The sequence below is a fragment of the Victivallis sp. Marseille-Q1083 genome, assembly GCF_903645315.1.
GTDB lineage: Bacteria > Verrucomicrobiota > Lentisphaeria > Victivallales > Victivallaceae > UMGS1518.
The window spans coordinates 517,975-538,853 of the sequence record NZ_CAHJXL010000001.1 but is presented as its reverse complement, the minus strand read 5'-3'; the positions used below and the strand labels follow the sequence as shown (position 1 = coordinate 538,853).

At 60.5% G+C, this 20,879-nt stretch carries 19 protein-coding genes; 2 read left to right on the top strand and 17 right to left on the bottom strand.

Features of this window, described 5'->3' with window-relative positions; translation table 11 throughout:
• Positions 1–21 precede the first annotated feature (21 nt).
• The 8 genes from HWX74_RS02100 to HWX74_RS02065 form a co-directional block, all read right to left on the bottom strand.
• Entirely contained in the window at positions 22–1,323 is a 1,302-nt protein-coding gene (locus HWX74_RS02100) for a TrkH family potassium uptake protein (protein ID WP_176011962.1), read from the bottom strand.
• A gap of 2 nt (positions 1,324–1,325) precedes the next feature.
• Positions 1,326–2,138 carry a metallophosphoesterase gene (locus HWX74_RS02095; protein WP_254872334.1) on the bottom strand — a complete coding sequence of 271 codons (813 nt, stop codon included), beginning with the start codon at positions 2,136–2,138 and terminating at the stop codon, positions 1,326–1,328.
• A gap of 2 nt (positions 2,139–2,140) precedes the next feature.
• On the bottom strand, positions 2,141–4,135 hold the full coding sequence (locus HWX74_RS02090; protein ID WP_176011960.1) for a serine/threonine-protein kinase: 1,995 nt from the start codon (positions 4,133–4,135) through the stop codon (positions 2,141–2,143).
• Between the two features lie 338 nt (positions 4,136–4,473).
• Positions 4,474–5,898 (bottom strand): Mur ligase domain-containing protein, encoded by a 1,425-nt coding sequence (locus tag HWX74_RS02085; RefSeq protein WP_176011959.1) that lies wholly within the window; start codon positions 5,896–5,898, stop codon positions 4,474–4,476.
• 15 nt (positions 5,899–5,913) lie between these two features.
• Entirely contained in the window at positions 5,914–7,716 is a 1,803-nt protein-coding gene (locus HWX74_RS02080; protein WP_176011958.1) for a penicillin-binding protein 2, read from the bottom strand.
• Positions 7,717–7,739: 23 nt separating this feature from the next.
• Positions 7,740–8,165 (bottom strand): hypothetical protein, encoded by a 426-nt coding sequence (locus HWX74_RS02075; protein WP_176011957.1) that lies wholly within the window; start codon positions 8,163–8,165, stop codon positions 7,740–7,742.
• Positions 8,166–8,211: 46 nt separating this feature from the next.
• Complete coding sequence (gene rsmH, locus HWX74_RS02070; protein ID WP_176011956.1) at positions 8,212–9,180, bottom strand: 16S rRNA (cytosine(1402)-N(4))-methyltransferase RsmH; 969 nt, start codon at positions 9,178–9,180, stop codon at positions 8,212–8,214.
• A complete protein-coding gene (locus HWX74_RS02065) occupies positions 9,177–9,659 on the bottom strand; it encodes a division/cell wall cluster transcriptional repressor MraZ (RefSeq protein ID WP_176011955.1) in 483 nt (160 codons plus the stop codon). Before HWX74_RS02065 ends, rsmH begins: the two co-directional genes overlap by 4 nt.
• 382 nt (positions 9,660–10,041) lie before the next feature.
• On the opposite strand from HWX74_RS02065, the gene HWX74_RS02060 reads away from it, so the two are divergent.
• Both HWX74_RS02060 and ispD read left to right on the top strand, forming a co-directional pair.
• Complete coding sequence (locus HWX74_RS02060; RefSeq protein ID WP_176011954.1) at positions 10,042–10,602, top strand: hypothetical protein; 561 nt, start codon at positions 10,042–10,044, stop codon at positions 10,600–10,602.
• A 2-nt stretch (positions 10,603–10,604) separates the two neighbouring features.
• Positions 10,605–11,297 carry a 2-C-methyl-D-erythritol 4-phosphate cytidylyltransferase gene (gene ispD, locus HWX74_RS02055; protein ID WP_176011953.1) on the top strand — a complete coding sequence of 231 codons (693 nt, stop codon included), beginning with the start codon at positions 10,605–10,607 and terminating at the stop codon, positions 11,295–11,297.
• 40 nt (positions 11,298–11,337) lie between these two features.
• On the opposite strand, the gene ilvD is transcribed toward ispD, so the two are convergent.
• From ilvD to HWX74_RS02010, 9 genes are all read right to left on the bottom strand, one after another.
• Positions 11,338–13,002 carry a dihydroxy-acid dehydratase gene (gene ilvD, locus HWX74_RS02050; protein ID WP_176011952.1) on the bottom strand — a complete coding sequence of 555 codons (1,665 nt, stop codon included), beginning with the start codon at positions 13,000–13,002 and terminating at the stop codon, positions 11,338–11,340.
• 98 nt (positions 13,003–13,100) lie between these two features.
• Entirely contained in the window at positions 13,101–13,787 is a 687-nt protein-coding gene (locus HWX74_RS02045) for a FadR/GntR family transcriptional regulator (protein ID WP_176011951.1), read from the bottom strand.
• 298 nt (positions 13,788–14,085) lie between these two features.
• A complete protein-coding gene (locus tag HWX74_RS02040; protein ID WP_176011950.1) occupies positions 14,086–14,841 on the bottom strand; it encodes a hypothetical protein in 756 nt (251 codons plus the stop codon).
• A gap of 111 nt (positions 14,842–14,952) precedes the next feature.
• Positions 14,953–15,123 carry a hypothetical protein gene (locus HWX74_RS02035; RefSeq protein WP_176011949.1) on the bottom strand — a complete coding sequence of 57 codons (171 nt, stop codon included), beginning with the start codon at positions 15,121–15,123 and terminating at the stop codon, positions 14,953–14,955.
• On the bottom strand, positions 15,120–15,524 hold the full coding sequence (locus HWX74_RS02030) for a hypothetical protein (RefSeq protein WP_176011948.1): 405 nt from the start codon (positions 15,522–15,524) through the stop codon (positions 15,120–15,122). The genes HWX74_RS02035 and HWX74_RS02030 overlap by 4 nt, the downstream gene beginning before the upstream one ends.
• A gap of 11 nt (positions 15,525–15,535) precedes the next feature.
• Positions 15,536–17,806, bottom strand: a complete 2,271-nt coding sequence (locus HWX74_RS02025) for a hypothetical protein (protein WP_176011947.1) — start codon at positions 17,804–17,806, stop codon at positions 15,536–15,538.
• A gap of 21 nt (positions 17,807–17,827) precedes the next feature.
• Complete coding sequence (locus HWX74_RS02020; protein ID WP_176011946.1) at positions 17,828–18,751, bottom strand: hypothetical protein; 924 nt, start codon at positions 18,749–18,751, stop codon at positions 17,828–17,830.
• A gap of 4 nt (positions 18,752–18,755) precedes the next feature.
• The gene (locus HWX74_RS02015; RefSeq protein WP_176011945.1) at positions 18,756–19,322 is read right to left on the bottom strand and encodes a hypothetical protein; all 567 of its coding nucleotides are present in this window, start codon (positions 19,320–19,322) and stop codon (positions 18,756–18,758) included.
• Between the two features lie 12 nt (positions 19,323–19,334).
• On the bottom strand, positions 19,335–20,843 hold the full coding sequence (locus HWX74_RS02010) for a hypothetical protein (protein WP_176011944.1): 1,509 nt from the start codon (positions 20,841–20,843) through the stop codon (positions 19,335–19,337).
• Positions 20,844–20,879 lie beyond the last annotated feature (36 nt).

The window sequence follows — 20,879 nt, the reverse complement described above, 5'->3', positions numbered from 1 at the left end:
ATCGCTGATTCTCCTCGTTTTTTAACCGATGACGACCCGTTCTTCCGGGTAGGTCAATGCGCTTTTCTTTTCCCGCCCGAGCAGGAACAGGAACATGGTGAACGGCCCGATCCGGCCGATGAACATCAACGCGATAACGGTCAATTTTCCCGCCAGCGTCAATTTTTCGGTTGTGCCGACCGTCAGTCCGACCGTGCCGACCGCCGAAGCCGCTTCGAAAAAGGACGCGATCATCACATCGCCGCAACAGCCGGCCAGCGTCAACGCTCCGATCAGGGTCAGCAGGATGTAAGTACAGATGATCGTGTAGGATTTCAGTACGTTGCTGATCGGAATTTCCCGCTTGAACAGCAGAACCTTCTGGTTGCCGAAAAATGTGTTGACAATGGAGATCGCCGCCAGCGAGACGCCGGTCAGTTTCATGCCGCCGGCAGTGGAACCCGGCGCCGCGCCGATCAGCATCAGAATGATCAGCAGCGTGATGCTGCTTTGGCTCAATGCCGACAGATCGACCGAATTGAAACCGGCGGTCCGGGCGGAAACGGCCTGAAAAAAAGCGTCCAGCCAACTGATCGGTTCGACGCTGGCGAAATTTTCACTGAACTTGATGCCGATGCTGCCGCCGATGATCAGAATGACCGTCGCCGTTAAAATCAGCCGGGTATTGATGCTGAGCACCCGGGACTGCCGGCGGAAGTGGACCAGGTCGTAAATGACGTACATTCCCAGGCCGCCGGCAATGATCAGCGCCGCCACGGCGATTTTGATGTAACTGCTGACTCCGGTCAGGCTGTCGTCGAACGGACTGAATCCGGCGTTGCAAAATGCGGAAATCGCATGAAAGATTCCCAGGTAGAGCGCCTGGAAAAACGGCTGGCCGCTGAGCAGGAAACCGATGATCAGCACGACCGAACCGACCGCCTCGATGACCAGCGTATAATAGGTGATGGTCCGCAGCAGCTCTTCGGTCCGGCGCGGGACGCTCTCGTTCAATGTCGAATAAATCAGCGTGCTGCCGAGACTCATATTGCGGCCCAGCGCCAGCAGGATGGTAGCGCTCAGCGTCATGATGCCGAGGCCGCCTAATTGGATCAGCAGCAGGATGATCAGTTGGCCGCCCAGGTTGAATTCCGAGGTCGGCACGACGGTCAGGCCGGTGACACAGACCGCGCTGGTGGCGGTGAACAACGCGTCGCTCCAGTCCAGCGCCACCCGGGAATTCATCACCCACGGCGTTTTCAGCAGCAGCGCGCCGAGGACGATCAGCAGCGCAAAGGAGAAGATGAAGTAGAGCTGGCTCTTTTTGATGATGCGGATAACCATGATCAGGCCCGGACGAGATGGATTTGTTCAAATTGAAACCGGCCGCCGGCCGGATCGCAGTCGATCTGGGTCATGGAACCGTTCAGCGTCACGCTGCCGGCGCAATTCTCGCCGTAGCCTTTCGGCGTCAAATGGCGATAGGGGCGGTGGACATGGCCGCAGAGGGCCAGGTCGATGGCGCCGTTTTCCAACAGCTCTTGCAGCTTCCGCTGGCCGAACAGCCGGTGGCGGATGCGCAGAAACGGGTGCTCTTCGTACAACGGATAATGGCCGACCAGAATGCGGGGCCGCTGCTTCGGCGTCCGGCAGAATTCCTCGATATAACGACTGTCCGCCCGGCTGACGAATCCCCAGGAGCACAGCAGATTGGACGGCCGGCTGGTGTTGAGCAGCAGAAAATCGCAGCCGCCGATGGTGCGTACCTGCGGCAGCGCGGCGAATTCGTAATCGCCGCGCGTCAGCCAATGCACCATATCGGTCATCGCCGCCACGCAGGCGGGACGTTTGACGTAGCAGTCGTGATTGCCCGGCAGATAGATGATCGGGATGGCGGAGTCGCGCAGCGGCCGGAGAATTTCCCGCACCTGGGCGAATTCGCCCGGCTGGCCGGTGGAGGTCAAGTCGCCGGTGCAGACCGCCACATCCGCCCGGTGGGCCATGAGGTAGTCGACCGCATTGCGCAGCATGCCCAGGTCATGCCGGAACCGGCGGCGGAACCGGTAGTTGAATACGCCGACCCAGCGTTTATCGAAATAAGCCCGCCAATCTTCGGCGGGCCCTCCTGCGTGCGGATCGGAAAAATGAAAAATTCTCATGGTCACTGATAGGATATGCTGTTGATGGCTTGCGCGAAGGAACGCAGCCGTCCGTATTGCTGATGCAGCTGCTGTTTTTCCGTCTCGTCGGCATTTTTCCAGCGTTCCTGGTAGTAAATGCCTTCGAAAGTCGGCAATTGGCGTTTCCAGAACGCCGGCATCGGCAGCCTCGTCAGATCGGCGTTGAATTCGGCATGGTACAACAGGTAAAAGAAATAACAGTAATCGATATGGAGCCGTTTGTCCAACCGTTTGAAAAAGCCTTCCTGATAAGCGGGCCGGATCGCCTGGAACGCCTCCTGGGACAACGCGCCGTCGTTGTGCCGGACCGTCATGACCCCGTTGGCGATGGATTCGATGTAGACCAGTTCGCCGCGGCCGATTTCGATCGGCGTGTCTTTCAGTTCGCTGCCGCTGTCGGTGATCAGCATCGTCAGCCGGTAGCCGGTGTCGAACGCTTTCTGCAATTCGGAAACCGAAGCACGGAACGTCGCCGCCTCCTTCAGTCCTTCCGGCGTCAGTTTCGGCCGCTCGGCCAGGGTGGTCTGGAACATTTCCTTGGCGCCCGCCGCATCGTTCTCACTGGCGAACTGCATCATATTGGCGATCAGGTTCCGCCAGCGCGGCGTCAGGTTCTTCCGGTATTCCTCCGTCGCGGCCTGCGGATCGTCCGGCAGTTCCGGCGGCGCGAATTTTGAGACCGGCTCGGTTTCTTCAACCGGTTCCACCACCGGTACGGCCGGTTCCGCCGGTTCCGGGGAAGGGGCGGCCGCCGGTTCCGCCGGTTTTTTGCTTTGCTGCTGCCAGAACCAGAAACCGCCGCCGCCGAGGACGGCCAGCAGCAGCAACACCAGCAGGACTGCCGGCAGTGCCGATTTTTTGCGGACCGGTTCTTCTTCCGGCGTCAGCGTGAAATGCGGACCGGCCGGCTGCTCCGTCTCAGCGGAGAGCATTGCCGGCGCCTCTTCCGGTTCCCCGGCGGCTTCTTCGGCCGGCGCCTCATCCTGAATCGGCGGCTGCACCGGTTTCGGCTGGATCATGCTGATTTTCGGTCCTTCGCCGGATGCGTGGCCCGGCGCTTCGATGGTCCGCATGCCGCCTTGACGCAGGCCGCCGGCCAGCGGCGCGGCGCCGGCGTGCAGACCGTGGTCCAAATTGCCGCCGGGAGCCATCTTGCCGCCGAGAAATTGTTTCAAATCGGTGATCAAATCTTCCGCGCTCTGATAACGTTCGTCGATAGGCCGTTTCATCATTTTGACGATGATGCGGTCCAGGGCGTCCGGCAGCAGCGGATTGATTTTCTTGGGAGGCGTCAGGTTGCCCTCGACATGCTGCCGGGTGATGTCGGTGATCTCGGCGCCTTCATAGGGGAAACGGCCGGTCACCAGGTGGTAAAAGGTGGCGCCGAGGCTGTAAAGGTCGCTGCGGTTGTCCGACGGTTCGCCGGTCAACTGTTCCGGACTGATGTACTGCGGCGTTCCCATCACTTCGTCGGAATCGTCGTCTTCGGTGCTCTCGCCGGCGACCTGCGACAAACCGAGGTCGGCCAGCTTGGCCTGGCCGGAACTGGTCAGCATGATATTTTCCGGTTTGATGTCGTGGTGTACCAGCTTCTGCTCGTTCCAGGCGCATTTCAACGCTTCGGCAATCTGCTCGATCACTTCGGCGGCCCGTTCCGGCTTGATGGTTTTTTCCCGCTTGAGGACGCTCTTCATCGTTTCGCCGTCGATGTATTCCATCGCGAAATAGAACAACCCTTCGTCTTCGCCGACCGCATAGGCCTGAACGATATTGGGGTGATTCAGTTTGGCGGCGGCCCGCGCTTCCCGGACCAGGCCGGTGACGAACTCTTCATTGTCGGTATAGGCGTCGTTGAGAATTTTCAAAGCGGCCGGCCGGTCGAGTGAAATCTGGTGGGCAAGGAAGACGATTCCCATGCCGCCCCGGCTCAGTTCTTTCTTGATGACGAAGTCGCCGACCACAACTCCCGGAGCCAAACGGTCAGACGGTACCGAAACTGCCTGGTTGCAGTGTCCGCATTGTACCTGACTGCCGGCCAGAGTCGGGTCGACATCCACAATTCCGTTACATTTTGGACATTGAAAACGCATAGTAACCGATCGCTGCTTTTTCGTTAATTTGAATTTCTGCCGGATTTTCCACTATAATGAAGCAATATATACCATCTTTGAACCGCTGTAAATGCCAAAGGCGATTTTTCAAGCGTTTTTACCGCAAATCTTTCCGGAAAACCGGGCCGAAACGCGCCGACGGAGTGCCGGCCGGCGTTTTCCGGTCGACGGATTCCCGGCCCGGAAGGCAACCGCGGGAGAAATTATTTTTTCGAACCGGCGGCCGGCTGTTGGGTCAGGGAGTCTGCCCAGACGGTCAGCGAGTTGTCCCGCGCTCCCATGACGACGATCACGTCGCCTTCGGCCGAGCCGTCCGATAAAATCCGTTCCGCCGCCGGCCGGTCGGCGGCGGCGCTGACCCCGGCCAACTGACGGCTTTGCCAGTCGGCGACCACTTCGGCGGCGGTCGGGCGAAAGGCGCTGGTGCCGCCGGCATAAAACGGTTCCAGCAGCACAAAACGGTCCCGGGGGCGCAGGGTTTGCCGCAGTTCGGCGAAAATTTCATCGCGCATGAAACCCAGCGGCCGGTAACCGTGCGGCTGAAAGGCGACCCGGACGCTGTGGTTGCCGGCCATTTCCTGCGCTGCCCGGATGCAGCAGGCGATTTTTTCGGGATTGTGAGCATAGTCGTCATAGACGAAAGCGCCCGTGGCGGTTCGGCCCCGGCAGTCGAAACGGCGGGCCACGCCGTGGACTTGGGCTAACGTTTTTACGGCGTCGCGGAACGGAATATTCAACAGCTCCAGCAGCAGTCCGGCGGCCAGCAGATTCAAGGCGGTATGAAAACCCGGTTGCGGCAGCTGAACGGTGAAAGCGCCGTCGTATTCGGCTTCGGCGCCGCCGTCGCCGGCTTGATAATTGGAAATGAAATGGGGCACGTTTTCCCGCGGTTCGTTCAGGATGGCCGTATCGAAGACGCTGACCGTCAAGGCCGGCGGCAATACCGGCGCGAGCGCCTGGTAAACCTCCCGGCTCAAAACGACGCCGGTCCCGACTTTTTTCAGGAATTCGCCGAATACCCGGATCAGTTCCTCCCGGTCGTAATGGTCGGTGCCGATGTTGAGCACCAGGGCGAAAGCCGGCGAAAAGGCCACCAGGCTTTTGTCGCTTTCGTCCGCTTCGTAGACGAAAAAGGTTTTGCCGGGATGGAAGTTGCCGCAATAGGTGTCGTTGCGGAAGGCCTTGACCAGCCCGCCGTCCAAACAGCCGGCATCCAGTCCGAGCAGCCGCAGCGCTTCGGCCAGGTAGGCCGTCACCGTCGTTTTGCCGCAACTGCCGCTGACGGCGATTTGGCAGACATCGCCGTTTAATTCCAGCGCTGCCGCCAGCGCCGTGGCCCGGTGCAGCCGCGGAATGGTCGGGTCCGCTTTGAAATCCGGATTGCCTTCCTCCACCGCGGTCGAATAAATCAGCCAGTCCGGCTTGCCGTCCCGCCGGAAAGAACCGTCCTGCGGGTAGATGCGGATGCCCTGATGGCGCAGCGCGGCGAAGATATGCCGGTTTTCCGGTTTGTCGGCGTCGCGGTCGCTGCCGGTCACCCGGCAGCCGAGCGAACGGCAGAACTGGGCTACCCCGCTCATGCCGATGCCGCCGATGCCGATGAAATGCAAATGGTCCGAAGATTTCATCTCTTGCCCTCTCTTTTATTTCTTGGTCTCTTCCAGCAGCGCCGGGTCCGGCTTGATGTCCAGGTAACGCAGGGTGCGTTCGGCGATCGCTTTGAATACCGGCGCCGACACCGTGCCGCCGAAATAGCTGGAGCCGTGCGGTTCGTCGACGACGACCATCAGCACGAAGGCGGCGTCATCGGCCGGGACGAAGCCGGTGAATGAGGCGTAATATTTTCCCGAATCATAACGGCCGTTGACGAATTTCCGGCTGGTGCCGCTTTTGCCGGCGACCCGGTAACCGGGAATGCCTGCCCGGCGGCCGGTGCCGTCTTTGGCGGTGACGCCGACCATCATGTCGACGATCTGATGCCAGGTATTCGGGTTGTCGAAAACCACCCGCGGCTGCAGCAGCGGATTGTGGATGACTTCGCCGGTTTCCGGATTTTCCACCCGGTCGACCAGCCGCAGTTCCCGCAGGTTGCCGTAGTTGGCCAGCGCACAATAAGCGCGGACCATCTGCACCGGCGTGACGCCGACGCCGTAACCGATCGGGTATCGGGTGACCGCCAGTTTGTCGCGGCGCGGATTGGCGTCGACGAAAATTCCGGTCGATTCCGGTTTGAGCGGCAGCCCGGTGCGTTCCCCGAGGCCGAAGCGGTGGAGCGTGGCGTTCAGCCGGTCCTCGCCCATCATCAGCCCGATTTTGGCGGTGCCGATATTGCTGGATTTTTTGACGATCTCCCGGACCGGCACCAATCCGAGCCGGGAGGAGTCGGAGAGGGGACGGTTCAAATAAACCCAGCGGCCTTTTTCGCAGTCGAATATGGTGTCCGGCGTGATCAGCCCGCAATCCAGCGCGCCGGAAATCGCCAGCGGTTTCATCACCGAACCGGGTTCGAAAGTGTCTTCGATGATCCGGATCCGGTAGGCTTCCGGTTTCAGGCTGCTGCGGTCGTTCGGGTCGAAACTCGGCCGCTGCGCCATCGCCATGATGTTGCCGGTCCTGGGATCGGCCATCACCGCATAGGCGGCGTTCGGCTTCCACTCCTGCATGACTTTATCGAGTTCCTCCTCCAGGATAGCCTGGATCGGCTCGTGAATCGTCAGGTAGACGTTCAAACCGTCGCGTCCGGCGATTTCGGTTGAGTTGCCGTAGGGCAGCACATTGCCGTCGAGGGCGCGTTCGTAGATGATCTTGCCGGAAACGGCCTGCATTTCCTGGTTGTAGAATTTTTCGACCCCCATGACCGCGATGATCTTGTCATGTTCCATATTGGTGAAGCCGAGCACGTTGGACAGCAGCCGGCTTTTCGGATACTCGCGCATGTAGGTCTCTTCGAAGAAAAGGCCGGTCAGGTTCAGCCGTTTGTCCGCTTCGCGGATTTTCAAGGCGACATCGTGCGGCACATTGCGGGCGATGACCGCGTAACGGATGGCGCGTTTGGTCGTTTGTCCGGTTTTTTCGTCCTTGACTTCGCGGAATTTCGTATTCAGCTTGCGCAGCACTTCCCGGTAATCCAGCTTCAGGTGATTGGCCAGCATGGCGGCCATCGCCTGTTCCTGTTTGGCCGGAACGATCGTCGGGTCGACGGTAATATTTTCGCACGGCGTGTTGCCGACCAGCAGGTTGCCGGAGGCGTCGAAGATTTCGCCGCGCTTGGTTTTGGAAGTCTTGACCGTCGTATACTGCCGTTTGGCTTTCTCGAACAGTTCCTCGTGCCGGACCACCTGCACGCCGTAGAGATGCCAGGCCAGGAAGGCGAACAATAGAACAAAGCAAAGCACCGCCAGCTTGATCCGGCCGCGAATCGCCTCGTTGCTGCTCTGTATCGCCATGGGAAACTCAAATCCGTTTCTGATTATTCAACGACGGCATAGCGATTCTGCGGCTGCGACGGAAACAGAATTTGCGGTTCCGGCGTATAAGGCGTCGGATTGCGCAGCACCAGCTGCTGCACCTGATGGGGCTCCGGCTGGATCAGCGGCAGTTGATAGGCGGTGATCCGGGCACGGATCTGGTCCCAACTGGTCAATTTCTCCCGTTTGATCCGCAACGCTTCGATTTCCCGGTCCGTCGTGTGCAGTTTGTTCTGCAGCGCCGTGGTTTCCTTCTGCACGTCGGCGATCTTCTGGTTGAGGGCGATCCGGTAGTTGACGATGACAAAGGCCGCTCCCAGCAACAGGATCACGTTGAACAGCATCCACAATTTTACCGCGAGGGAACCCTTCGCGCCGCCGCGCGGCCGGCTTTTCCGGCTCTGTATCGTTCTTGCTTGAATATTCATATCGCATCCGCCTCCTGATCGATCCGATTTCCGTTCAAAATTTTATTCAACATTTTTCCGCCGCCCGCAATTTGGCCGACGCTGCCCGGCGGTTGGCCGCCAATTCGTCTTCCGCCACCGTCACCACATGACGGGTCAGCAGTTTCAGTTCCGGCCGGTGGCCGCAAACGCACACCGGCAACTGCGGCGGACAGATACAGCCTCTGGCCCGTTCCCGGAAAAAATTCTTGACCAGCCGGTCCTCCAGCGAGTGAAAGCTGATCACTACCAGCCGTCCGCCCGGCCGCAACAATTCCAGCGCCGCTTCCAGCGCCTTGCCCAATTCATTCAATTCGTCGTTGACGGCGATACGCAACGCCTGAAACACCAGCGTCGGGGTCGGTAGCACGCCCGGCCGCGAACGCCCCAGTACCTCCTCGACGAAAGCGGCCAGTTCGCCAGTGGTGGCAAACGGTTGCCGATTCCGCCGTTCGACGAGGCGCGCCGCCAGTTTGCCGGCGCTGCGGACTTCGCCGTATTCCCGGAAAATCCGGGCCAATTCCGCTTCTGTCCAGCGATTGACGATCCGGCTGGCCGTCAATTCGCTCCGGTTGTCCATCCGCATATCCAGCGGTCCGTTGCTCCGCCAGGAAAACCCCCGGCCGCCGTCGTCCAGTTGCGGCGACGAAACCCCGATGTCCAGCAGAATGCCGTCGGCGTTCGGCCAGCCCGCCATTGCCGCGATTGCTTTGAGCTCCGAAAATGCGCCCCGCTGCAATTGCACCCGGCCGGCGGCGAAAGCCAGCCGTTTTTCGGCTCTGCCCAGCGCCGCGCCGTCGCGGTCGATTCCCAGCAGTTCCAGTTGCGGATTTGCCTGCAGCAGAATCGCGCTGTGCCCGCCGTTGCCGAGCGTTCCGTCGACGATTCGGGCCGCGCCTTCAAAATGCAGCAGGTCGGCCACCTCGCGCGGCAGTACCGGCACGTGCTGCCACGGCTCGGCCGGATTGACATAATCGTCGGGGCAATAGGATTTCATCGGCCGATCGTCCCCTGGAAGAGCCGGGCCAGGTCCGGATTGTTTTCACCGATTTTCTGCAATTCGGCGAAACAGCTCTCTTCGTCTTCGTATTGTAATTTTTCCCAGATTTCCGGCGCGCAGAGCCGGATATGGGTCACCGCGCCGATCAGACAGACCTGGGTTTGAATGCCGATCCGGTTGAGCATTTCCCGCTCCAGTTTGATCCGCCCCTGTTTGTCGCAGCGGCAATCGCGCGACCGGGCGCCAAGCCGGGCCAGCGCTTTCTGGGCGGCCGGGTCGGAAAACGAGATGCTCCGCGCTTTGACCAGAAAATCCTGGAACGATTCAAACGGGAAGAGCAACAGCGATTCGCCCGGCGTCGGGATCAGAATCAGCCTGGTCTCGCCTTCACGCCGCCGCCATTCGCCGGGAATGGAGAGACGGCACTGGGCATCCAGCGCATGTTGTTTTTCTCCAAAAAATATTAGCTCTTCCATGATTTCGCTCGCAATCCTCGGAATCCCTATTTTCCCCTAACTATCCCTATCTCTCCCTATTTTAATACATTTCATTCCTTTTTACAAATTTTTTCTCCGGCAAATCGGCATTTTTCCGAACTTTTTCCAGCCGGAACGATTTTTTACGGCAACCGATTGAAAAAAGCTGAACTTAGCAAGGGAGAGCACCGGCAGTCGGCATTTGAATTATTGGTAATACTTATAAGTTTGTTTTTTTGACGGCAAAGCTGATGGTGCCGGCGTCGCCGTGGTATGGTTTTCCGGCGTTTCCGGAAGGCGGAATCCTTGACAAAACCGACTTGCGGCGGTATTTTGTCGTCAAGGATGTTCTGAACAAATTTGCAGCAGGACGGAGGATATCATGCAGAAATTCATCGGAATCGGCAGTTTGCTGGCGGCAGTGTGCTTGGGTGCGGTGGCGGCGGAGCCGCTGCCGATCGACGGTACTTTTTTGAAGGTGCGTGATGCGAAATCGCAGACCTGGTCGGTCGATACCGACAAGAAGCTGGAACCGATCGGCCATACCGAACTGTTCAAAATCAAGGATCCGGCCAGCACCGGCAATGCGATCCGGCTGCGTTCGACGAAGCTGGCGCCGACCCATTTTGTGACCAACGATTATTATCCGGTCGGCGAATATGACGCTTGCCGGCTCCAGGCGAAGGTGTTCGGGTACGGGACAGTCGGCATCGGCGTTTATGTCTATGACCAGGACCGGAATTATCTCGGCAGCGTGACGAAAAGCGCCAAATTTGCCGATGACAGCGGCGTCGTTTTCGACGTAATGTTGTCGCTGCGGAAGTATCCGAAGGCGGCATTCATCCGGGTGCTGCTGATTGCCGACCGGGAGTCGCAGGGGAATTTTGAAGCGGTCGCCGCGACGCTCGATCAGGTTGAAGCCGCCGCCGGCCAGGCGAAATAGCGATGAATTTTCCGGACCTGGGAATGGTGATTGTCGCCGGCGGCAGCAGCCGGCGGTATGGTTCCGGCAACAAATTGCTGGAAAACCTCGATGGTATACCGCTGTTTCTGCATTCGGTACGGCAATTTTCGCCGTGTTGTGCTGCCGGGGGGCTGGTGCTGGTGACGCCGGAAGCGGAGCAGGAGTGCTTTGCCGATTGGTTGCGGCGTGATTTGCCGGGCCGGGCGGTCAAACTGGTCACCGGCGGTGCGGTGCGGTCGGAATCGGTGCGCAATGGTTTGAACGCCTTGCCGCCGGGGCTTTCCCTGGTGGCGGGTCACGATGCCGCCCGGCCGTTGGCGACGCCGGCGTTGTTGGCGCGCTGTGTCGAAGCGGCCCGGCGTTGCGGCGGCGCGGTGCCGGGCCGGCCGGTTGTCGATACGCTGAAAGCGGTCGATGAAAGCGGCCATGTGGTGGAGACGGTCGACCGCGGCCGGTTGCGTCGGGTGGAGACGCCGCAGGTGTTTCAGTTCGAATTGCTTCGGGAGGCCTGGCGGCGGGCCGGGGAGGCCGGAATGGAATTTACCGACGATGCGGCGGTGATGGAATTTGCCGGGTTCCCGGTGGAGGTGGTGACTCATGCGTCGGACAACCTGAAAATCACCTATCCGGAAGACCTCGCCTATCTGCGCTGGCGCTTCCAAAGTGATCAATAAAAAGTGACTGTCCCGGGGCGTACCCGGAACGGTTGGTTGTTTATGAAACGGGCTTCAGAACCGCGCCGTGGCTGGCGGAGGTGACCATTGCCGCATAACGGGCAAGGTAGCCTCGGAGGTTTGCCGGCCGCGGCCGCCAGGCGGCCCGTCGCGCGGTCAACTCTTCGTCGGCAATTTCGAGCTGAAGCCGGCATGCCTCAAGGTCGATTTGAATCCAGTCGCCGTCGCGGACCAGGGCGATCGGTCCGCCGAGCGCCGCTTCCGGGGAAATATGGCCGATGGCGGCGCCGCGGGTCGCTCCGGAGAAACGCCCGTCGGTCAGCAATGCGACGCTGCCGCCCAGGCCGCGGCCGACGATTGCCGAGGTGGCATTGAGCATTTCCCGCATGCCCGGTCCGCCCTTCGGTCCTTCATATCGGATGACGATGACATCGCCGGCGGCGATCCGGCCGGCGTGAATTGCTTCGAGCGCCGCTTCCTCGCCGTCGAAAATCCGGGCCGGGCCGCGATGCTTCATCATTTCCGGCGCCACCGCCGAACGTTTGACGACACTGCCGTCCGGCGCCAGATTGCCGTACAGGACGGCCAGGCCGCCGTTCGGCGCGAAAGCCCGTTCGACCGATCGGATCAGGTTCGGATTCCGGTTGACGGCGTCGGCCAGATTGGCGGCGACGCTCCGGCCGGTGCAGGTGGGCAAGTCGGTGTTCAGCAGCCGGTGTTTCGAGAGTTCTTTCATCACGGCCGCAATGCCGCCGGCGGCGTCGAGCTCCTCGATGTAATGTTCTCCGGCCGGAGCCAGGCGGCAGAGATTCGGGGTCCGGCGGCTGATCGCATTGATGTCGATGGCGGCAAAATCGACGCCGGCTTCATGGGCGATGGCCGGCAGGTGCAGCAGGCTGTTGGTGCTGCAGCCGAGCGCCATATCGACGGTGACGGCGTTGTGGAACGCTTCCGGCGTCAGCAAATCGCGCGGCCGGAGATTGTGCCGCAGCAACTCGACGATCTTCATTCCGGCCTGTTTGGCCAGCCGCAGCCGGGCGGCGTGAACCGCCGGGATGGTGCCGTTGCCCGGCAGCGCCAGGCCGAGCACTTCGGTCAGGCAGTTCATTGAATTGGCGGTGAACATTCCGGCGCAGGAGCCGCAGCCGGGGCAGGCGGCCAGTTCGAATTCCCGCAACTTTTCCAGCGTGATTTTGCCGGCGCGGTATTCTCCGACCGCTTCGGCAATGCGGGAGTAACTGATTGTTTCGCCGTCCAGACGACCGGCCAGCATCGGTCCGCCGCTGACGAAAATGGCCGGTAAATTCAACCGAGCCGCCGCCATCAGCAGACCGGGAACGTTTTTGTCGCAGTTCGGCACCATGACCAGCGCGTCGAAACCGTGTGCGATCGCCATCGCTTCGGTCGAGTCGGCGATCAATTCGCGACTGACCAGGGAATAGCGCATGCCGGCGTGGCCCATGGCGATGCCGTCGCAGACGGCGATGGCCGGAAATGCCAGCGCCGTACCGCCGGCCAGGGTGACGCCGGTTTTGACCGCGGCGGTGATTTTATCCAGATGACAGTGACCGGGCACAACGTCGCTTTGTGAATTGACGATGCCGATCAACGGCCGGGCCAGCTCCTCGTCGGTCAGTCCCAACGCGTGAAAGAGCGCCCGTTGCGGCGCCCGGTCGATTCCCCGGGTGACGGTTTGACTTTGCATGAAAATCTCCGAATATATTAATATGATGTATGATGATAATATAAGACATCATATGTATTCTGTCAAATCCGATTCGCATTGAAAAATTCCGGAACGTTTTACGGTTCGTCGATGCCGAAGCCGCGCATCGCGTGGATGATGTGCAGCTTCATCGCCGTTTCGGCGCCGAGCGGATCGCGTTTTTCGAGGAAATCCATGATCATCCGATGGTCGGCGACGGTTTCCCGGATCATCTCTTCCCGGGCGGCGGAGAGCAGGACGCCGTGGCGGATGGCCCGATGGAGAACCGGCACCAGCCGTTCGACGAACTCGTTGTGGGTGGCGGCGGCGATCGCCTGGTGAAACGCCTGTTCGGCTTCGGTCCGGTCCCGGCCGGCCAGAACCAGCGCTTCCTCCTCCCGGCCGCAGCGGAGGATGGCGGCGAGTTCTTCCGGTGTCGCCCGTTTGGCGGCGTAAAAGGCCGACTGCGGTTCGAACATCAGCCGGATTTCGTAAAGGTCCTGCAGATCGATCCGGGCGTAGGATAATTCATCGAGCGTCAACGGCTGTTCCTGGGCGGCGCGCGGGGTGACGAAGGTGCCCTGGCCGCGGCGGATTTCCAGAATCTGCCGGGAAATCAGCATCCGGATCGCTTCGCGCAGCGTGGTGCGGCTGACGTTGAGCCGTCGGGAGAGTTCATTTTCGTTCGGCAGTTTGTCGCCCGGCGAAAACGGTTTGTCGCCGTTCAGCATCGACAGGATTCCGGCGGCGGTGCGCTCCGACAGCGTAAGGGGGCGTGAGGGCATATGTATTCCATTCCATATTTTACTGGCTGTTTTTTACTTCGTGGTATAACATAATATCGTTTGGGCCGATTGCCAAAGGAAGCCGGAGTGCGGATTGATTTTTTTTTGGCGGGGGGGATTATAAAACGGACAGGAATTTGTTATAGTAGCTTCCGGCTGAAACCAGCGAAGAATCGATGGCGGCGGCGAACGGCTGGTCGAAACGGACCGGATGACGGTGCAGGGCAAGAGAGAAAAACAATGACCGGATCGGACGGGCTGTCCCGGAAGGCGGGACAGCCGTTTTTTTCCTGAGCAGCTATTGCAGTTCGGCGGCGTTGGCTTTGGTGATGAGCCGATAGCGCAGTCGGAAAATTTCCTCCTGGGTGAGCGGAAGCTCGGTCACCTCGTAATTGGCATCCTCTCGCGGGATGACGACCGCGAAGATATTGCCGTTCTGCAGGCCGTCCCGGATCAAATCATGGTCGGTGATCGCGCCCATCATGATCAGTTGCGGAGCGGCCGGATCATAGGCCTTGCGAAGAAAGGAAATTTCTCTGCCGTCCTTCAGCGGAATGCCGAAAAGAGTGATGACGACGGTACAATCGGAATGCCTCTGCACCGCACGGTCGAAGTCCTCCGCCGTCATCCGCATCCTCATCGGCATTGACGGATTCGTCCGCTGGCCGTCCGGGCCAGAGAGGGGGGATGGCGCCAGCACCGGATCGAAAACCAGATTGGCTTGGGGAATGCCGCAGTCGAGCAGCATTTGTATCAGGCTCTGGAAGCGTACATCGCCCTCATATTCTTTGTCGGTCAGGATCAGGATTTTTTGATGGTTCAACTTCTCCTGCTGCAACAATTTGGCAACGACATATCCTTGCGAGGCATAGATGCCCAGTTCCGTTGCGCGGATTTTTGCGCTTTCCGCTTTGCTGATGCAGTAACTGGTTGCGCATACGGGCGAAATCGAGAGTGAAAAAAGGACGACGGCGAAAAGAATCGCCAGTTCCGGGAATCGAACTGTCAGCGGAAGCGGGGTGCTGAAGCGAAAAAAAACCGGGATATTTCTCATTTTTACCACACTCCGGATGAATGTCTGAGCCGGAAGGACTTTACTCCCGGGATGGAAAAAATGCAAGCGGTATCGGTGAAATTCCGGTACCGCCTTGCCGGTTAAAGCGGTTCAGCGCTCCTTCAATTCCCTTTTGATTCGTTCGATTTCTTCGACGCAGGTGCAATTTTCGCGTCGGCGGGTGCACACTTCATGGGTGACGAAGGTGTTCAATTTGTTGCAGATGACGTAAGTGCAGCAGACCATCGTCCCGGCGATGCAGAAAACTTCGTAAAAGCTCATCTTTTCCCCGCTTTCGCTCCGGTGAACCGGAAGGCCGGGGCGCCGCCGATCCGCAGCAGCACGAAGAAACGCAGCGCGTCGAACATGACCGCATATCTCCGCAACTGGTCGGCCGCATAGGTGCCGGCCGCCGCCCGGAAGCCGTTGGTCAGAAAATGCCAGTCCGCTTTCAGCCGGTCGAGCCGGGAACCGCCTTCATCATATTCCAGATCGTGAATCCAGGCGACCGGCACCAGGGTGGGATGCCGCCGGTCCAGCAGCCGGCGCAGCCAGGCCGGAAACCAGGCCGCGCCGATGCCGTTGCAGACGGTTTCCGTTCGAAAGCGCTGCTGCAATTTTTCCCGGCCGGTCAAATTCAGCCGTTCCGCCTGCCGTTGTATCGTTTCATCATCGTATTGCATCGTCTTTTCTCCTAAACGGCGATCCGGCAGCCGCTGATTTTGGTGGTGTAATTCGGGATCAGGACCAGCGGGGAAGCCGACCCCGGTCCGGTATTGCCGGAACCGTTGCCGACGCCGCCGCCGCGATAGAGGAAATAAGCCTGGTCGTTTTCGTTGTTGTAAAAGTACGAACACGAATAGGTCGTTGAAGAGCCTCCGACCGAAAGCGGCAGGAAGGTTTCCGGGGCCCAGCCGGTCGCGTAGCCGCGCGGCGGCCACGGGTGGTCTTGCCATTGCCAGCCCGGCGGCGGCACTTCGTCGGTATAGAGTGAACAATCGGCGGTGTGGTAATAACCGTTCCGCAGCTTGATCAGGCCGTCTTCGTATTTCCAGCTTTCGCCCCAGAGGTTTTCGATGCCGTGGAAGCTGAAGGCGATCACGTGTTTCGGCGTCGAGGCGTCCCAGTCCGCCGGGCGCAAATCGGGATGGGCGTTCGGATCGTGCAGAATTTCACCGGTGGCGTTGCCGCAGGAAGCGGTCAAGCCGGTCGGCCGGAAAAGGGCGGCGGAGTTGGTCCGCAGTCCGACGAAACCGGAATTGATTTTGCGCTGGACGGCGAAACTGCCGGCATCGATGACCGCCATCAGATAAAAAAATTGCAGCGCCAGCGAATTTTGCAGATAAGCGCCGCCGGCGGCCGCCGCCGTCCGGAATTGCGTTATCGTCAGCCGGGATGCCTGTTTGCCGCCGGCGATGCTGCGCAGCCGGTCGCCGTCAGCGTATGCCGGGGACGTGCCTTCGGCCGGATAGAGCAGCTCGGGGCCGAAATGTACCGAAGTCGGGCCTGCGAAACTGAACTCGGCAATGCCGACCGAACTGTCGAGGTAATAGCCGGCCGTGCCGAGTTGCGGACTGAAATTTGCCGGCGTGCTGCCGGAAACGCTCCGGCCGTTGACCGTCAGCGTATAGAGGCTGCCGGTTTTGTTCAGAACGATGGTCCGGCTGGCGGCATTGTCGGGCTGGGTCAGCGTCAACCCGACGGTCTTGGTCGAATCGATGAGCTGCAGCGTTACGCCGTCGGCGTTGCTCGACAGTACGGTGCCGCGCAGGTTGGTTTTCGGGTCCAGCCAGAAAAAATTGCCGTCCGCGGCCAGTTCGGCCTGCCGGAAGGTGGCTGTCCAGTCCGTGCTGCCGACTGTTTGGCCGCTCAGCTCCGGCATATGGAGGTTGCCGCGGTAAGCGTTGGCCAGCGCTTTCGGCCTGCCGTCGGCGTCGCACAGCACGCCGGAAAATGCGCCGACATACTGGGTGCGCAGCCGGTTCCCGCCCGGACTGACGTAAAAATACGGATGCGGTTCGGCCAGCGGGAACGGCCGGTCGCTGACCAGATAGGCGACTTTGCCGTCGGCCAGCGTTTTGCAGCGCCAGTAGGTGACCGGCACTTCGACCATCACGTCTCCATCGGCGCCGGTCAATACCGCGTCGGAGCCGTCGGCTTTCCTGGTGCTGTCGTCCGGGTCAAGGTAATAGTTGATATGGCGGCCGGCGAGGTCGTCGATGACGCAGCGTCGGAAACCGTGCGCCGGGGTCTGATCGAACGAATCGACATTGACGATCTGGTTGTTGATCAGGCGGATGCGCTGGCAGTCCGGGCTCGGGTCGTTCGGATTGTACAGGATGCCGTAAACATACGGAGGCTCGAACGGATCCAGCGCCGCCGCCAGCGTCGCCAGTTGGCCGAGGTGGGCATCCGGCGCGCCGTCATGGGCGGTCAGCGCTCCGGCGGCCCGGGCGTCGCAGCCCCGCAGCAGGGAATCGACCTGGGAAGCGGTATAGTAGGGTTTGGGCAGCGGGACCGGTTCCGCGTCGCCGTCAAGCGCCCGGCGGTTGCGCACATAAAGATCGAACTGGATGATCCGGTCCGGTTCGCTTTCTCCGGCGGAGAACCCGGCCAGTTCGGCGCCGAGGAAGATGCCGGGCTTGGCCGCGATGACGGCCGCCAATTCCCGGCTGTTCATTTCGGTCAGTTCGATGAGCAGCCGGTCCGCGGCGGCGGTAATCCGGCTGGCGCGCAGTTGCGGCGGTGTGGCGGTGTTCCAGTCGTCGGCCAGCACCAGTTCCCAGTTGCGTTCTTGCAGTGTTTCGGCCGGCCAGGGCGTGCCGTCCGGCTGGAAAAGCCGCAGGTTCAGGCGGGTCGGCACGTCGCGCAGCAGAGTTGGCGGATCGGCCAGCGGCTGCAGGGCGTCGTCGACGATGGCGGCCGGTTGGCCGCCGAGTCGTAAATTTAAATTCAATTCGTACATGGGAAAATTCCTTTCACTTGGTTAAAGCGTTTCGGAACCGGTATCGCAACTGCGGAAGCCGCCGGCGACGGCAAAATCCCAGGCGATGAACTGATGCAGTTCCAGCGAGAAAAATTGATTGAATTGCCGGCGGAGGATCTGTTCGGCATAATCCAGCCAGCCGAGGGCGTCGGCGGCGGGGAAGGGGACGGCGCCGAGCTGCGGGGCCAGTGTGGCGTCGGTCTGTCCGACCAGGCGCAATCGGCCGGCGGTCAAACCGGGATAGGCAATGGGAATGTCCGAATAATAAACTGCCTGGATATAGCTCCACTGCCGGCATTGAAAAGACGGCGCCTCGGAGAAATCCCACAATGGGGCGCCGATTTGGCAGCGGCAGTTTTTTTCCCGGATGACGCAACTGGAGAAGGTGTCGCTTTCATTGCTCCCGGTGGTATCGGCGCGCAGGTCTTCCAGGATGCGTTCGACGGTTTTGGTCTCGGAAATGTTGCACGAGCGCCGGGCGCGGACGGTTTCCGGCGGACGATATTCATAACGGAAACCGGGGATCTCGACCAGCGTCAGAAGGTTGAGCATCTTCCAGGCCTGATACAGCCAGGCGGCATCGGCCGGGAAACCGTAAACCGGTACGAGGCGCGCCGGTTCGCCGATGGCGGCCAGCAATTCGCTTTCCGTCCAATGCGGAAAGGTTTCCCGGTATTCCAGCTCCGCCGGCGTCAGGGCGCGCGGCAGGAAAAAATCGAACAGGCTGGAAATCGCCTGGTGAACTGCCGCCAGCAAAGAAAATTCCAGATTGTCGCCCAGCCCGAGATATGGCAGTGGCGGCAGCGACAGTACCTTGTTGCGTTCGTTGACGGCGGCGATGACGGCATTCAATCCGGCCGCCGCCGGCAGGCCGATGCCGCGGCGGCGGCCGATTTCCGGCCAGTATTTCAGCGGATCGTTCAATGGTTCACCCCCAGCGGTTGAGGCGGATTTCGCCGAATTGAGTTTGCTGCAGAATGAGGTGGCGCTGCCGGAAATGGAAACGGCCGAGGACCAGACGTTCGCGGTCGGCGCTCGGCTGCATGACGGCGGCGTTGTCGGCGTCTTCTCCGGTCAGGGTCTGCTCGATGGCATACTGAAACGAGACATTGCCGGCGTCGAACCGGACATCCAGCAGAACCAGGCCGGGCATTTCGGTACCGGTGACTGCCAGCGCCGCGCTCTGCGGAACCGCCAGCCGCCGTTTGCCGAGGGTGACGTAGCCGGCATTCCGGTTGGCGGCGTGGTTGGCCGGCCAATGCTGCCGGCATCGTCCGTCGATTACCTGAATTTTGGCGCTTTCGGCGTCGGTGACGTCGAGAACTTTGAAGTAACCGTAATAGGCCGCGTCGTCGAGCAGTTCCAGTTCGGCGTTGAAGATCAGGCCGTGGGGCGATTCTTCGATCGACAGGTTGCGGCCGGGAATCGGCCGGCGGCGCTCCAGCAGACCGGCCAGATGGCTGACGGCGTCCTGCCAGCGGTAGAAAAAATCCATGATCGGGCTCCTTTACAATTTCTGCCAGTATTGGGAATTCCACTGATAACCGGCCGGCGCCAGCAGCCAGCGTTCCGTCAATTTCGACCAGAGTTCGCCGGCCGAGTTGCTGATTGCCTCCAACTGCCGGTCGGCGCAGCGCCAGGAGCCTTCATAACCGGCCAGGGCGCCGTTGAAAACGACGTTGGCCGAATAAAAGGCGATGGCGTCGGCGACATTGCCGGCCGGGCCGCCCGGCAGGAAATTGACGATTTCAAGCTCGATGCACAAAATCGTCCGTTCGATCTGGTAGGTCGGCCATTCGGAGGTTACGCCGTTCGGCGGCCGCAGCGGAGAATTGTATTCGAAATCCCAGCCGTAGGGATCGTAGTCGCGGATTTTCAGATATCCCTGATTGGAACGGATATAACCGCAGTCTTTGGCGGACATGCGGTATTCGCGGACGCCGCGGATGCGGACATCCTCCCGCCGGGCCAGGTCGGAACGGTCGTCGTCGTTGCGGCGGTTGCCGTTGAGGATATTCAGGACATTGTTGCGGCTGCAGGCTTCCAGCAGGTACTCCGATTCAAGGTCGTTGATCCGGCGCGGCGTCACTGATGTGACGATGCAGTCGCTGCTGGCCCAGTCGGCCGGCGCCAGCGCGGTGATGTTTTCGAACTGTTCTCTGGCGTCGGCGCGGACCCGCCAGCGGCCGAGCCAGCGGAGGTTGCGCTTGGGCTGGCCAAACGCATCGAAACCGCTGAAGGTCTCCAGACGGCGGACCTCCAACTGCCGGACGCTGATATGCCGGGCGGTGACGGCGACCAGAAATCCGAGTTTGCCGAGCGGCTCGGCGGACAACCGGATGACGAAATAATCTTTTCCGGCCCAGTCGGCCGGCTGATTGACGGCGTTGGCGGCCAGAAATTCGGCATAGAGCGCCGACGCGACCTGCCAGCGGCCCTCTTTGAGCTGTTCGAAGCTGTCGCTGCAGTGATAGGACGGTTCGCCGAGCAGCAGCAGTTGCATATCCTTGGCCCGGACGGTCACTTCCCAGAGATTGACGCCGGTGTTGCGGCAGTCGACCGATTCGCAGCGGAAATGCTCTCCGGCCCAATCCAGCTCCTGGCCGATATCCGGCAGGAAACCGTCGAGTTGTTCCGTTTTGACCAGCCAGACGGCCTGACGCTCGCGTTCGCCGAAGATATTGCTCGACAGTTGCCGATTGTGCAGCAACTCCCCGGTCAGGCCGACCGGAATCGCTTCGTAAGTGATTTCATAGGAATTGTCTTCGCCGGGGTGGCAGTGGATGGCAGTCACTTGCCAGCCGGTGTCATATTCAAAGCCGCCGCCGTCGGCCGCCGGCAGCCGGAATGCTTCTCCGGCCGCTCCGGCCCAGGCTTCGACTTCGCTGCGAAACGCCAGTTGTTCGGCCTCGGTGGCGATGGAGGAATCCGGAAACAGCCGCCAGCCGTTCCGCCGGCTCCAGCGGCCGTCGGCGGCGACGGCGAAAGCCAGATTGTTCAGATATTTCAGTTGCATGATGCCCTCCTTGCTGGTTGGATTTTCCAACCGGAA